This window comes from Streptomyces sp. NPDC043861, assembly GCF_056435905.1.
Genome location: NZ_JBWKDP010000001.1, coordinates 637,680 through 651,297, shown reverse-complemented (window position 1 = coordinate 651,297; position 13,618 = coordinate 637,680). Strand labels below are relative to the sequence as shown.

Annotated in this window: 10 protein-coding genes and 2 pseudogenes; 7 read left to right on the top strand and 5 right to left on the bottom strand. The window is 71.0% G+C overall.

Annotated features, from left to right (window positions below; translation table 11 throughout):
• Positions 1 to 316 precede the first annotated feature (316 nt).
• Positions 317 to 1,021, bottom strand: a complete 705-nt coding sequence (locus tag AC068D_RS02655; RefSeq protein ID WP_478821076.1) for a DUF2470 domain-containing protein — start codon at positions 1,019 to 1,021, stop codon at positions 317 to 319.
• A gap of 357 nt (positions 1,022 to 1,378) precedes the next feature.
• Between AC068D_RS02655 and bfr the strand changes: the two genes are divergently transcribed.
• From bfr to AC068D_RS02625, 6 genes are all read left to right on the top strand, one after another.
• Complete coding sequence (gene bfr, locus AC068D_RS02650; protein ID WP_478821075.1) at positions 1,379 to 1,858, top strand: bacterioferritin; 480 nt, start codon at positions 1,379 to 1,381, stop codon at positions 1,856 to 1,858.
• A gap of 223 nt (positions 1,859 to 2,081) precedes the next feature.
• Positions 2,082 to 3,131, top strand: a complete 1,050-nt coding sequence (locus AC068D_RS02645; protein WP_478821074.1) for an iron ABC transporter substrate-binding protein — start codon at positions 2,082 to 2,084, stop codon at positions 3,129 to 3,131.
• A 161-nt stretch (positions 3,132 to 3,292) separates the two neighbouring features.
• The gene (locus AC068D_RS02640) at positions 3,293 to 4,696 is read left to right on the top strand and encodes an ABC transporter permease (protein WP_478821073.1); all 1,404 of its coding nucleotides are present in this window, start codon (positions 3,293 to 3,295) and stop codon (positions 4,694 to 4,696) included.
• A gap of 1 nt (position 4,697) precedes the next feature.
• The gene (locus tag AC068D_RS02635) at positions 4,698 to 5,768 is read left to right on the top strand and encodes an ABC transporter ATP-binding protein (protein ID WP_478821072.1); all 1,071 of its coding nucleotides are present in this window, start codon (positions 4,698 to 4,700) and stop codon (positions 5,766 to 5,768) included.
• A gap of 250 nt (positions 5,769 to 6,018) precedes the next feature.
• The gene (locus AC068D_RS02630) at positions 6,019 to 6,324 is read left to right on the top strand and encodes a hypothetical protein (RefSeq protein WP_478821071.1); all 306 of its coding nucleotides are present in this window, start codon (positions 6,019 to 6,021) and stop codon (positions 6,322 to 6,324) included.
• Positions 6,325 to 6,742: 418 nt separating this feature from the next.
• Positions 6,743 to 8,575: a protein kinase domain-containing protein gene (locus AC068D_RS02625; RefSeq protein ID WP_478821070.1), complete on the top strand. Its 1,833-nt coding sequence runs from the start codon at positions 6,743 to 6,745 to the stop codon at positions 8,573 to 8,575.
• Between the two features lie 305 nt (positions 8,576 to 8,880).
• Here AC068D_RS02625 and AC068D_RS02620 read toward each other — a convergent pair.
• Positions 8,881 to 9,003, bottom strand: a pseudogene (locus tag AC068D_RS02620) (MerR family transcriptional regulator); the annotation flags it as partial.
• A 45-nt stretch (positions 9,004 to 9,048) separates the two neighbouring features.
• Between AC068D_RS02620 and AC068D_RS02615 the strand changes: the two are divergent.
• Positions 9,049 to 9,293, top strand: a pseudogene (locus tag AC068D_RS02615) (methionyl-tRNA formyltransferase); the annotation flags it as partial.
• Positions 9,294 to 9,334: 41 nt separating this feature from the next.
• Here the strand turns inward: AC068D_RS02615 and AC068D_RS02610 are convergent.
• The 3 genes from AC068D_RS02610 to AC068D_RS02600 form a co-directional block, all read right to left on the bottom strand.
• Positions 9,335 to 9,760 carry a peptidase M23 gene (locus AC068D_RS02610; protein WP_478821069.1) on the bottom strand — a complete coding sequence of 142 codons (426 nt, stop codon included), beginning with the start codon at positions 9,758 to 9,760 and terminating at the stop codon, positions 9,335 to 9,337.
• A 23-nt stretch (positions 9,761 to 9,783) separates the two neighbouring features.
• A complete protein-coding gene (locus AC068D_RS02605; RefSeq protein ID WP_478821068.1) occupies positions 9,784 to 10,251 on the bottom strand; it encodes an SH3 domain-containing protein in 468 nt (155 codons plus the stop codon).
• Between the two features lie 122 nt (positions 10,252 to 10,373).
• Positions 10,374 to 13,478, bottom strand: coding sequence for an AfsR/SARP family transcriptional regulator (locus tag AC068D_RS02600; RefSeq protein WP_478821067.1), 3,105 nt, complete (start codon positions 13,476 to 13,478; stop codon positions 10,374 to 10,376).
• Positions 13,479 to 13,618: the final 140 nt, after the last annotated feature.

Below are 13,618 nucleotides of genomic sequence, written 5' to 3'. Positions count from 1 at the left end.
TGATGCGATCACCAAGCAGTGTCACCAGGCAGATTCCGCGCCGACCGACGGGCTCGGCAGGAAAGTGCCGAGGCCCGTGGGGCCGAGGGAGACGCACACCGGCTGTACCGGTCGGGCTCCCGGCTCGGGCGAGGGGTTGACGAAGCGTGTGCCGGTCGGGACTCGTCCGGAGCACCGATGCCGGATGCGCTTGCACCCCTTCGACAGCAACTGGCCGCGGCCACGGAGCACCTGACGGTCGTGACTCCGCGTTGGGTTTCCCCGACCGGTGGCGCATGCGATCGGCGCCCCTGAACGCCGCGGCCCGCCCCTGCGGTCAGGTCGGCAGCCGGTTGGAGTGGGAAGCACGACGCGCCGCTGCGAGGAGGGCGTGGATCCGCGGCGTGGCCTGGTCGACGTCGGTCACGGGCGTGGGGAAGGGCAGCCGGACGTCGTGGTGGGTTTCCGGGTATTCGAGGCGGAGGGTCACGCCGTAGCGGTCCAACGCCACCGGGACGGCGCGCACCATCCCCTTCTCCGGCCGCGGCCGGACGAGGCGCAGCAGCAGGGGTACGAGTTCGCCATGGCCGTCCACGAGATGGGTCAGCATGCCCGCCTCGCGCGTGGCGATCGGATCGGGATCAGTCGCCTGCAGTGCGTCCAGCGTGACGAACGTACGCCCCTCGGAGTCCTCGAGGACCGCCTGGCCGAACTCCATACAGGTGCTCTCCGCGGACTCCGCCTCGTAGGGGGCCGCCAGTAGCCCTGTCACCGTGACGCGGGCGCGCAGTCGCTCGCGTACGGGCGTGGGCGCAACATCGGTGAGTTCCAGTCGGACCGGTGTACGGGTGGCCTGCCGGAAGCGGCCGGCTTCGGACGGGTCGTGCAGGTGGATGTGCCCCATTGCTCCCATGGCGTCGAGACGGTGGACCTCGGTGTGAATCCCGTCGGTCACCACGGTCATCGAATGGGCCGCGGCCAGGATCGACCGCACGCGCTCGGCGGGGGTCGGCTGCAGGACGCGGGAACGGAAGGGACGCATCCGGATTCTCCAGAGGAGCCGTCGGGAACATTTGGCCAATCAGTTAGGCAAGCCTAACCTAACTCACTCTCAGGATTCGGGTGCAGGACGAGACTGCCGGGTGCCATGCGCGCCGACCGCCCGGACGGAGCTGTGGCGGCGACATCGACACCCTCCATGAGTCCTGTATGCCGGTGCCCCCCGCGCCTCCGCAACGACGAGGAGACAGCACTTCAGTGGCCCTGCGACGTCTGGGGTTATCGTCGAAAGAGGGGCGCACACGACAGCGCGGGCAGCCGGATCGGACTTCCGGCCGACCGCGACAGCCGTGGCCCGAGAGGCTGCGGCAGATGTCGGCCACTCCGGAAGGATGGTGTCATGCAGAGCGATCCCGAGGTCCTGGAGTTCCTCAACGAGCAACTGACCGCGGAACTGACCGCGATCAACCAGTATTTTCTGCACTCCAAGATGCAGGAGAGTTTCGGCTGGACGAAGCTCGCGGCAAATACACGGCGCGAGTCGTTCGAGGAGATGAATCACGCGGAGGTCCTGACCGACCGCATCCTCCTCCTCGCAGGCCTGCCCAACTATCAGCGGCTCTTCCATGTGCGGGTGGGACAGTCGGTCACGGAGATGTTCCGGTCGGACCGTGAAGTCGAACTCGAGGCGATCGACCGGCTCAGGCGCGGCATCGAGGTCATGCGCTCCAAGGGTGACATCACCTCGGCCAACCTCTTCGAGTCGATCCTCGCCGACGAGGAGCACCACATCGACTACCTCGACACGCAGCTGGATCTCATCGAGAAGCTCGGCGAATCGCTCTACCTCGCACAGGTGGTCGAGCAGCCCGAGAGCTGATCGAGAGCTGGTCGAGAGCCGGTCGGACCACCGTGACCTGGATCGCAGCATCCACCCCGCACACGCGCTGCACTTCCTGCAGGGAGGGAGGTTCACCCTCTCGCCACGCACACCTGGCCCGCACCGCGTCTAAGGTTAGCCTGACCTAATAAGTGCCAGACTTTCCGATGAGAGGCATATGTCCGGCTCATGGCCGGATGCCGTGCGGAGTAGGAGTGGGATCGTGCGTACCCCCTGGATGCGACTCATGCAGGTGCCGGCCCTCTGCGGTCTCTCGGCTCTCGGAGCCGTCGCCTGCGGCGCGGATCAGGAAGCCCGCAGCGAGGCACGGTCCGACAAGAAGATCATTGTGTACAGCGGGCGGAGCGAGTCCCTGGTCCAGCCGGTGCTCGACGATTTCCGGAAGGCGAGCGGCATCTCCGTCGACGTGCGCTACGGCGACACCGCCGCCATGGCCGCCCAACTGCAGGAGGAGGGGGACCGGAGCCCCGCCGACGTCTTTCTCGCACAGGACGCCGGAGCCCTGGGAGCGGTGGCCGAGCAGGGGCTGTTCGCCAAGCTGCCCGACGAGGTGCTGGACAGGGTGCCGGACGCCTACCGGGACGGCGGAGGGGAATGGGTCGGGGTGACCGGCCGCGTACGCACCATGGTCTACAACCGGGACCAGGTTCCCCGTGCCGACCTGCCGAAGTCGGTGTTCGAGCTTACCGGGCCCCAGTGGAAGGGCAAGGTCGGCATTGCGCCGACCAACGGCTCCTTCCAGGCGTTCATCACGGCCATGCGCGTGCAGCACGGCGATGAGAAGACCAAGGAATTCCTTGCGGGGCTGAAGGAGAACGACGCACAGATCCGCGAAGGCAACGCGCCCATCGTCGCAGACGTCAACAAGGGCGAGATCGCCACCGGGCTGGTCAACCAGTACTACGTGTACGAACTGGCCAAGGAAGAGGGCACAACCGTCGAGGAACTCAAGGCGAAGAACCACTTCTTCCCCGACGGAGACATCGGCAGCCTGGTCAACGTCTCCGGTGTCGGCGTCCTGAAGCACGCCGCCGACGATCCGGAGGTGCGCGCCTTCGTCGACTACCTGCTGGGTACCAAGGCGCAGACCTATTTCGCGGACGAGACGTACGAGTACCCACTCGTGCCCGGTGTCGCCAGCGCCCCGGGCCTGCCCCAGCTGTCCTCGCTGAGCCCTCCTGACATCGACCTGAACGACCTGAGCGATCTGGAGACAACGGTCGAAATGATCAAGGAATCGGGGCTCGTCTGAGCACTCGGCCCGCACTTGCCCTCCGTCGGGTACGGCGACTCCTCCCGCGCCCGGCGCTGGCCGCTGCCGCGACGCTCGGGGTCGGTATCGCTCTCGTCCCCCTGGCGTACCTCGGCGTACGGATCACCGAGGCGGGGTGGGCCCGGATTGCCGGTGAGTTGATGACGGCGCGCACCGCAGCACTCCTGGTCCGCAGCCTGGCGCTGGCGGCGGTCGTCACCGCGGCGTGCACCGCACTCGGCGTCGCCCTCGCGTTCCTGGTCACCCGAACCGACGTGCCGGCGCGGAGGCTGTTCGGGGTGCTCGCAGCGCTTCCGCTGGCCGTCCCGAGCTACGTCGCCGCCTTCGCCTGGGTATCCACCGTCGAGGGCTTCGAGGGCTTCTGGGCGGCCGCTCTCGTACTCACGCTGGTCTCGTACCCGTATGTCTACCTGCCCGTGGCGGCCGCGCTCACCGGCGCGGACCCGTCCCAGGAGGAGGTGTCACGGTCGCTGGGGCGGGGGCCGTGGCGAACGGCCGGCGGTGTGACGCTGCGCCAGGTACGACCAGCGGTGGCGGCGGGCGCGTTGCTCGTCGCGCTCTACGTGCTCTCCGACTTCGGCGCCGTCTCCATCGTCCGGGTCGACGTCTTCACCCGGTCCATCTTCACCTCGATCAACCTCGGTTTCGACCGCACCGGCGCGCTGGTTCTCGCCACGTTGCTCGTCGCCCTCACCGCGGTCATCCTGTGGGCCGAGCAGCTGACCCGCCGACACGGGGCACGCCGCATCCGGCTCGGCAGCGGAGCACCCCGGCCACAGACGCGGCTGCGGCTGAACCGCATGCGGTGGCCGGCCACGCTCGTGATCTCCGGCGTTGTTGCCTTGTCCCTCGGCGTCCCGGCCGCGAGCCTGGTGCGGTGGTCCGGCGAGGGCGTCTCGCGGCCCGGGTCACTGACCGGGATGGCTGCAGCAGCGGGAAACTCGCTGTGGGTATCGCTCGCCGGCGCGGGCCTCACCATGCTCCTCGCGCTTCCGCTGGGACTCCTCACCGCCCGGGTCCCCGGCCGCTTCGGTATCGCGCTGGACCGGCTGGCCTACCTCTCGCACGCCCTGCCCGGCCTGGTCATCGGGCTGTCACTGGTCTCCTTCGGGATCAACGTGGTGTACCCGCTCTACCAGACGCTGTGGCTCCTCGCACTGGCCTACGCGGCGCTCTTCCTTCCTCTCGCGGTCGCGTCCGTGAGCACCGCCGCGGCACAGGCCCCACCCGGGCTGGAGGAAGTGGCACGTTCCCTCGGACGCGGAAGGTCCTACGTGCTGCGCACGGTGACCGTGCCACTTGCCGCTCCCGGAGTCGGTGCCGGGGCCGCGTTGGTCTTCCTCACCTGCATGAAGGAGTTGCCGGCCACCTTGCTGCTGCGCCCGTCCGGCTGGGACACACTCGCCACCGAATTGTGGACTCGGACATCGGTCTCCGCCTACGCGGCCGCCGCCCCGTACGCGGCTCTGCTGGTGCTCATCGCAGCTGTGCCCACCTGGTGGCTGTCGGCACGCACCGGTGTCCTCAGCAGGAGAGGCAGCTGACATGGCGGAACTGCGAATCGCCGGCGTCAGCAAGGCATTCGGCCGCGTCCAGGCGCTGTCCGGAGTGAACCTCACCGTCCGCTCGGGCTCGCTGGTGGCGGTGCTCGGCCCCTCAGGCTCGGGCAAGACCACCCTTCTGCGCTGCATCGCAGGCTTCGAGGCGCCGGACGCCGGCGAGATCCGCGTCGACGGCCACCGCGTCGCCGTCCCCGGCGCCATGGTGCCGCCCGAGCGGCGGCGGATCGCGGTGGTCCCCCAGGAGGGAGCGCTCTTCCCACACCTGACGGTCCGGGACAACGTCGCCTACGGACTCGACCGCGCCGCCCGGCGGGCCGGCCGGGCGGCCGCAGTGCTGGACCTGGTGGGCCTCTCCGGCTTCCAGGACCGGATGCCGCACCAACTCTCCGGGGGGCAGCAGCAGCGCGTTGCCGTCGCCCGCGCACTCGCGCCACGCCCGCCGGTGGTCCTGCTCGACGAGCCGTTCAACGCGCTCGACGCGGTGCTGCGGGCAGAGGTACGCCGGGACGTATGGCAGGCCCTGCGCTCCGACGGCGCAACGGCCGTCCTCGTCACCCATGACCGGTCGGAGGCCCTGTCCATGGCCGAGGATGTCGCCGTCATGCGGGAAGGCCGGATCGTCCAGAGCGGCTCCCCCGAACTCCTCTACAGCACACCGGCCGATCCGTGGGTGGCCTCCTTCGTGGGCGAGGCCGTGTGGCTGTCCGCGGTGATCGACGGCGACCTCGCCCGAACCCCACTCGGCGCCGTGCCGCTCGGGCCCGTCGACCACCGTATGCCGAACGGTCCGGTGCGAGTGCTGCTGCGGCCGGAGCAGATCACGCTCGCCCCACCCGGGGCTCCGGACGCCGTCGCCGCGACCGTCGTGCGGCGCGACTTCTACGGTCACGACGCGGTGCTCGCCCTGCGCCTGGGCGACGGCACGCCGGTGTCGGCCCGGATCCTCGTCGACCCGGCCACCGTCCCGCCCGCACTCGGAGAGGAGGTCACCCTTCGAGTGCGCGGCACCGGCCGTGTCTTCCCGCAGACGGGGGCTCGGGCCGCCGCCCCATGACCGCTGCGGGTACGCGAACGTCTTCGTGGGCCGACCTCGTGGCTTCGACGACCGGGGCTCCGCCCGATGTGGCGCCACGCTGGTCCTGCGCGGGCGGGAGTGCGCACCCCTCCGGTGTTGGCGGTGTTGTGCTCGACGTGGCTCTTGCTGATCGTCCATCGGCGGCGGTTCTCTGTACATCCGGCAGAGCTCCGTCGGCGAGAACACCGCCACCGACCAGGCCGGCGGCCTTCAGAACCAGATCCCGGCGGTGATCGAAGACAGCAAGGTCAACGGAAACACCGCCAATATTGCCGGCGGCATTGCCGAGATTGCCGCACTGGCCGTCCGCCGCAGCCAGGTCAACGAGAACCAGGCGCGAACCGCCAGTGGCGGCGGCATCTTCAACGTGAGCGCACTGACACTCACCGACGCCGAGGTGGCCCGCAACACCTCCGCCGTACCCGCAGGCGGTCTCCACAACGCCGGCACCGTCACCACCCATGGCCGAGTCCGCATCACCGACAACGTCCCCACCAACTGCCAACCCACCGCAGCACCCAACTGCTTCGGCTGACCTCCGCACCCGGACATCCACCAGGGAGCCAGGGTCTTTCGTTTGGATCGGGCTGGATCGGTGAGCGGGGTCCGGTGCGTGCGATCGCAAGGCGGAGGAAGGAGCCCACGCGGAGCGTGGGCGACCGACGACAACGCAGCGAGCGTGCGTGCCGGGGCACGCGAGCCCGGCACGATCCGAACGAAAGGCCCTGGCGGCCCCGCCGTGCGGCGGGGCCACGAGCTCCCGGCGGCCTCGCCGTGTCCGGCGCGGCGAAAGGGAGGCGACCACTATCTGTCAGATTGCAAGATATTCCGGCATTGACGGATAGAAGCCCCAGGAGGTCGCGTACCCCCACTAGCGTTTCCGGCGGCCGGTCACGAGCTCGCCGACGGCCGGCGTCCGGGTGGCCGGGTTTTCGACACAGGGGGACGGACGGATGCGGGTGCTGGCGCAGCGGTACGAGCTGATCGAAACCGTGGGACGCGGCGGGATGGGAGAGGTCTGGAGCGCGACGGACCGGGAGCTCGGCCGCCGAGTAGCCGTCAAGGTGTTGCCGCCGGAACTCACCCGGTACGAGGAGTTCCGCACCCGGTTCCGCCGTGAGGCACGCACGGTCGCCTCGCTCAGCCACCGGGGCATCGCAGTGCTCCATGACGTGGGTGAGGACACGCGGGACAGCGAGACAACCCCCTTCCTCGTCATGGAGTTCATCGAGGGCCGCACCTTGGCGCAGCTGCTCAACGAGGGCCCCTTCTCGGTCGAGAGGGCTCTCGCCATCGCACGGGACATCACCGATGCCCTCGCCCACAGCCACGGACGTGGCCTCGTCCACCGGGACATCAAGCCCTCCAACGTGATGCTCAGCTCCGACGGTGACGTCAAGGTCCTGGACTTCGGCATCGCCAAGGTCGTCGCGGAGACCTCGACCCGGCTGACCGTGACGGGCGTGGCCGTCGGCACGCCTGCCTACCTCTCGCCCGAGCAGCTGGAAGGGCGTTCGGTGGACGGCCGTTCCGATGTGTACGCCACCGGGTGCCTGCTCTACGAACTCCTCACCGGACGACCGCCGTTCATCGGTGACTCCCCTTTCGCCGTGATGAACCAGCACCTGAGCAAGGAGCCGGTCGACCCCTCGCGACTCCGCCCCCAGATTCCCCCGGAGGTCGACGCCGTCGTCCTGAGGGCCCTGGCCAAGGGCTGCGAGCAGCGGTACGCCGGGGCGGCCGAGATGCGCCGGGCGCTGACGGATGCCGTGGAGCGCAGACCCGTGCACAGCGCCACTCCGGTCGCACTGGTTGCCGGGCCGGGGCAGACGGAGCTGGCTCAGGCGCCGACGCGGACCGCGGTCCCGGTGGCCCGCGTGTCACCGGAAACTCCCGTTCCGGCGCCTCCGGCGTACGCACCGGGCGCGGGTGGCGGGGACAGCGGCACGGGGAACGCCGGCGTGAGCGAATCACCCGCAGCGATACCGGAAGGTGGGCGCCCGCAGAGCACGCACACGGCCGAAACGGTCGCACAGGGTCCGGCGCCGGTCGGCGCGACCGCCGCGGACACGGCCCCGACTGCGCCGAAGTCCGGCGGCAAGCAGACCCTGCGACGGTTGTCGCTCTCGTTCGACCGCGTGGTAGCGGCGTTCGGCATCGTCGCCTCCGGTTTCGCCGTACTCGGCGTCGGAGAGGGAGCGTATGCAGCGGTGTGGGCGGCCGGCGTGGTGCTCGGGCTCATCGCGTGCCGCTGGCTCCCGATGACCTCCGCCGTGCTGTGGTGGGGCGTCGGCGCACTCGTCTTCGCGGGGATCGAGTCCGGCAGCCGTGGGGAGGGGTACGACTACACCTTCGTCTCGGAGTCGGACTTCGACAGCACCCTGTACGCCTACAGTCCGGACGACGACTCGTACGTGGAGCTTCCCGAGGATTCCTCGGGCTACAGCGTGTTCGAGAAGGACTACGACGACACCTACAGTTCCGCTTCGGGCGAGGCGAGCTATTACTACGACGAGCACACCACCCATGAGGCCCTGGGCGTTCCCGCGGTCCTGCTCGCCGTTCTCTGTCTGGCCAGAGCTCTGCACCCCCGCCACCGCTCGGTGATCGCGGCCGTCTGCGGTCTCACACTGAGTGGACTCGGCATCAGCTGGCTGGCGTTCGGCACGGGCCCGCAGACCGGGGTGTTCGCGGTGGCATGGGGGCTGCTGTCCGTAGCGTCCTCCGTCATCGAGATGAGGCGTCGCCGTGCGCCGCGGTCGGGAAGCACAGCCGGCGTCGCCTGACGGGCCCCGGTCATCGCCTCCGACTCTTGCTCAGACGAAGTAGGTGCACCAACCTGCGAGCCGCCACCGGGATCTGCACCGCGTCACACGAGCCCTCGGCACAGGGGGCATCAGCCGTGAGGGGTGTCCACCGTACGGAGGGCTGAGTGAGCGGCTCGTTCCGGCTCCCTGCGGCCCCGGGGTGATCCGGCTGCGGTCGACGAGGAGTGGGGGGCTCAGCCGGGTCCCAGGCAGGCACCGGCGGACGGGTGAGCCGCGAGGGAACCGTTGGTGACGCTTGATCCCCTCGGCCGGCGGCCGAGGTCTCATCCGCGCCCGCGGAGGTACGCCTCGAGCTCTGCGGCCCCGGTCAGCATCGCCCGCCCGTGGGCGGACAGCCGACCGTGCCAGTCGCACAGTGCGTCCCGTCCTCGCGCGGCTCGAGCCTGTCGGGCGCTTCGGAAGCGCGGAAGGCGTCCCGGTCAGGTCCGGCGACCGCGCCGTGCCCGAGCGCTTTCACCTTCCACAAGGTTGAGCGCCCGGAGGTGCGTGTCGCGGTGGTGTCCCGGGCCCCTGCGCCGGGACTCCCGGCCGGGTCTTCCCGTACGAGGGCGGCGGCGTGGTGATCGTCGCCGGATCCGGCGCCCGCAGGGGCCGCAACCACGGGACGGTCACCACCCCCGTACGCACCGGGGACGGCCGGGAGTCGGGCGCCACGGAGTACTTCGCCTCCATGGGCAGTTGTCCCGACCCGGCCGTCCCCGGGTACGCGAGCGGTGGTCACCAGGCGCAGTCGGGTACTCCGGCGATCTTCTCGCCGCCCTGGATGTAGATGTTGTTGACCCAGCCGACCTTTCCGTCGGCCAACTCGACCAGCGTCCACCAGCGGTTGCTGTAGCCGCTGTCGCGGATGAGCTCTCCCTCCCGCTGGCAGTGGGCCCGGGCCGTCGTACGGGAGACGGTGGCGACGACGGTGGGGCAGGAGCCGCGCGAGGGGTGGAAGACGCAGTCCGGGTCCTGGCCGTCGTGGCGGACGTTCACGTTCGTCGCCCAGATGTAGACGGACGTGAGGGCCGCCGGCGCCGAGGCCGAGGCGGTCGTGGGGGCGGGTCGGGCGGGGGCTGCCGAGGCGGTCGGTGCCAGGGCCAGAAGCCCGGCCGCCAGGGCCGCGGCGGTCATCGCCCTGACCGCCTGTCCGATGGCCATGCTTCCTCCAATTCCGGCGGCGCTCAAAGGTACTCGCAGTCGATGGTGGGGTCCGAGGGGCCGTCGACCGGGGCACCGGGCACCGGCCTGTTGTTGGAGCCGCCGCTGGCGTACACCGCCGAGATCCAGCCCAAGGTCCGGTTCGGCGTGATGATCTGAACCCAGTAGGTGTTGGTGTAGGGGCCGTCGGTCACGCGTCCGGACTCACCCGCGTCGAGCTGGCAGTACGCCTGGACTCTGACCCGCGTCAGTCGTTCGGTGGTGGCGAGGTCGCAGGACGTGCTCTGGCAGGTACGCACCCTTACGTCGCTCGCCCATACGTACACGGACCCACTCGGCGGGTGGGCAGCCGCCGGCTGGGCGACCGAGACCAGGATCGAGGCGGCGGCCACGAGGAGTCCGGCGAGGGAGCGCAGAGCCCTGAAGGGGTAGCGCCGTCCCTGTCCGTCCCGGTGCCCGCGTCCGTCCGTACGCGGTGATGTGTTCGGCATGGTGGAGTCATCTCCCGGCAGTAGTGGCGGGCGGCGGGTGCCGCACCGTCCACCCTGGTGACGGAGGGTGGCCGTCTCCCGTATGACCACCGCGCCGGCTCTCTCGCAGGGCTGAGGCCGCCTCAGTGTCCTGGGGCGTCGTGCGGCTCCAGGGGCTCCAGGGCCTCGCGGCTGCCGAGTTCGCGGAAGACGCGGTGCGCCTCCTCCTCGTACGCGCGCCCCGTCGCGGCCGCGCCCTTGGCCAGTGCGGCGCGGGCCAGGTCTCGCAGGGTGCGGGCCCGCCACAGGGGGAGCGCCAGTTTCTCCCACAGCCCGAGGGCCAGTTGCAGGGTCTCGGTGGCGGTCTCCCAGTCGGACGCGGCGAGGTACCACTCGCCGATCGTGCGCAGGACGAGAGCCTCTCCGAACATGTCCTGGCGCTCGCGGGTGATGTCCAGGCACCGGTCGAGGCGTTGTCGGGCCTCGGGCATCCGGCCCTGCCGGAACTCGACCTTGGCCAGGGACTGACTCGCGTACATGACGCCGAAGGCGTCGTCCGTCTCCTCGAAGATGGCGAGGGACTGCCGCAGCAGGGCCTCCGCGGCCGGCAGGTCGCCCCGCGCCCGGTGGCACAGACCCAGTGAGCGCAGCGCGAGTGCCTCGCCGTGGCGGTCCCGGGCGGTCACGTACAGGCGGAGTGAGCGGGACAGGGCGTCCCATGCCTCCTCGTGACGCCCCTGGTCCCGGTGGACGGACCCGATGCCGTACAGGGTGTGGGCCACGGGCGCGATGTCCTCCGGCTCCCGGTACTGGGCGAGCGCCGAGGTCAGCAGGGTCAGGGCCTCGTCGAAGCGGGCCTGCTCGCGGCGGACCGCGCCCATGCCGGCCAACGCCTCCGCGCGTCCCCGTCGCACGGCCCGCTCCTCGAACAGGCGCAGTGCCGCGGTGAAGAAGGCGTGGGCCTCGTCGAAACGGTCCTGCTCCAGGCGGAGTTGGCCGAGGCCGTTCAGCAGCCACGCCTCGCCCTCGACGTCCCCGCCCCGGCGCACCGCCTCCAGAGCCACGTCGTGGGAGCGGGACCAGGCGTCGAACTGGTTGTAGAGCGCCGCGGAGGCGGCCATGAGGGCGGCGGCGAGTTCGCGGGCGGCATCGGACATGCCGTGCTCGGCGCAGTGGGTGACCGCACCGAGCAGGCACCGCTGCTCGGCCGCGAACCACGCCGTCGGCTCGCCGACCAGGGGTGCCGACTCGTCCGTCGTGGTGATCGGGAGAAGCCGCGACGCACCGCCCGGACCGCGGGCTGCGGCGCTGCGGGCCAGGCTCAGCCAGCGGTCGACCAGCCTCCGTACCGCCCTCTCTCGCTCCTCCGGGTCCTCGTCGGCCAGACAGCGTTCCCGGGCGTGCTCGCGCGCCAGGTCGTGGATGCGGTACCGCGTCCGGCCCGTCTCGTCGGTGCGGACGACCTCCACGAAGTGGCAGTCCACGAGTCGTTCGACCGCGTCCTCGGCCTCCTCCGCATTCACGTCGAGGAGCGGCCCGGCAATCCATGCGGCGAAGTCGGGCAGATCCATCAGGGCCAGACGGCGCAGGGCGCGCTGCCCCTGTGGGTCGAGGTCGGCGTAGCCGAGTCCGAGACTGGCGCGCACTTCCAGGTCGCCCGCCTGCAGTTCGTCCAGGCGGCGCCGCTCGTCCTGGAGGCGGGACGCGAGCCGGGCCGGTGTCCAGTGGGGGCGGGCGGCGAGTCTGGCGCCGGCGACACGGACGGCGAGCGGGAGCCGACCGCACAGCGCGACGATCTCGGCGGCCCGGTCGGGCTCAAGGGCGGGACGTGTCGGGCCGGCCACCCGGGCCAGCAGGTCCAGCGCCTCCGTTTCGGTGGGCACGCCCAGGTCGAGGTGGGCGGCGCCTTCCAGGGCGACCAGGCGGCGGCGGCAGGTGATCAGCACGGCCGAACCACCGCCCGGGGGGAGCAGGGGGCGCAGCCGGGCTTCGCCGACGGCGTTGTCGAGGATGATCAGGAGCCGGCGGCGCGCGAGCTGCGTGCGGTACAGGCCGAGGAGGTCCTCCTCGTCACGGGCCGGGGTGCCGGGATCCGCCCCGAGGGCGCGCAGCAGACGGGCCAGGGCATCCACGGTCCGTACCGGCTGGGAGTCCGAGGCGCGCAGGTCCAGGAAGAGCTGTCCGTCGGGGAAGAGGGCGGCGGCGCGGTGGCCGACGTGGACGGCCAGGGCGGTCTTGCCGGTGCCCGACCGGCCGGAGATCACGCCGATGGGCGGCGCGGTGCGCAGCGGGTCGCGTACCTGCTCCAGGAGGGCGGTCGCCCAGGCGACCTGCTCGGTGCGGCCGACGAAGTCGGCGACGTCGGGCGGGAGCTGGGAGGGAGCAGGGCGGTGCGCGCCGTCATGGGACTGCGGGGAACGAGGGGGTACGGGGGCGACTCCGTCCGTGTCCGCAGGGACTGCCGTCCCCTCGTGTGCGGGTCTCTTCCCGGATGACGTGGCCGCGCGGCGGGACGGCTCCCCCAGCACCGTCGTGTCCGCCCGGAGCAGGGCCCGGTGCAGTGCCCGCAGTTCCGGGCCGGGGTCGACGCCCAGCTCCGTACCGAGCAGACGGCGGCCCTCGTCGTAGCAGCGCAGGGCTTCGGCCACGCGGCCGGTGCGGAACAGGGCGGTCATCAGCTGGCCGCGCGGCCGTTCCCTCAGCGGGTGGGCGGCGACGTGGGCGACGAGTTCGGCGACGAGGTCCGTGCGACGGTCCAGGCCCAGTTCTGCGGCGAAGCGGAACTCCTGTGCCTCCAGGCGGAGTTCCGTCAGGCGCATGGCCTCGACGCGGGCGAAGCTCTGACCCAGTCCCTCCAGGGCGTCCCTGCCGCGCCACAGGCGCAGCGCCGTCCCGAGGTTGTCGACGGCCTCCTCGGCCCGCCCCTCGAGGGCCGCGTTCCGGCCGGCGGTGAACGCCTCCTCGAAGCACCGGACGTCCACGGCGGAGGCAGGGAACTCGGCGATGTAGCCCGGGGAACGGGTGCGGATGGCGTCGCCGCCCTCCCTGCCGCCCAGGGCACGGCGCAGTCCGGAGACGTGCGAGGCGACGAGCGCCCGCGCGGTGGCGGGCGGCTCCTCCTCCCAGATCAGGTCGACCAGCCGTTCGGCGGACACGACCTCACCGAGATGCACGACCAGAGCCGCAAGTATTGCCGTCGGTTTCGCACCGTTCAGCGGGATCCGCTGTCCCCCGCTCGATACTTCCACCGGACCCAGAAGGCGAACCTCCACCGTGTCCCCCGATTTCACGTTCCCGCGAGTCAGGGACAACATACCGGCACCCGCCGACAGGCATGCCTCTTACCGCCCTGCCTGTCTTGGCACGACAGAGCGGTGTGACAGGGCGG

What these genes read in the sequence shown, in the direction of transcription:
- AC068D_RS02655 (WP_478821076.1), bottom strand. Translation starts at nt 1,021, where the DNA reads ATGCGTCCCTTCCGTTCCCGCGTCCTGCAGCCGACCCCCGCCGAGCGC.
- bfr (WP_478821075.1), top strand. Translation starts at nt 1,379, where the DNA reads ATGCAGAGCGATCCCGAGGTCCTGGAGTTCCTCAACGAGCAACTGACC.
- AC068D_RS02640 (WP_478821073.1), top strand. Translation starts at nt 3,293, where the DNA reads ATGACGGCGCGCACCGCAGCACTCCTGGTCCGCAGCCTGGCGCTGGCG.
- AC068D_RS02635 (WP_478821072.1), top strand. Translation starts at nt 4,698, where the DNA reads ATGGCGGAACTGCGAATCGCCGGCGTCAGCAAGGCATTCGGCCGCGTC.
- AC068D_RS02625 (WP_478821070.1), top strand. Translation starts at nt 6,743, where the DNA reads ATGCGGGTGCTGGCGCAGCGGTACGAGCTGATCGAAACCGTGGGACGC.
- AC068D_RS02610 (WP_478821069.1), bottom strand. Translation starts at nt 9,760, where the DNA reads ATGGCCATCGGACAGGCGGTCAGGGCGATGACCGCCGCGGCCCTGGCG.
- AC068D_RS02605 (WP_478821068.1), bottom strand. Translation starts at nt 10,251, where the DNA reads ATGCCGAACACATCACCGCGTACGGACGGACGCGGGCACCGGGACGGA.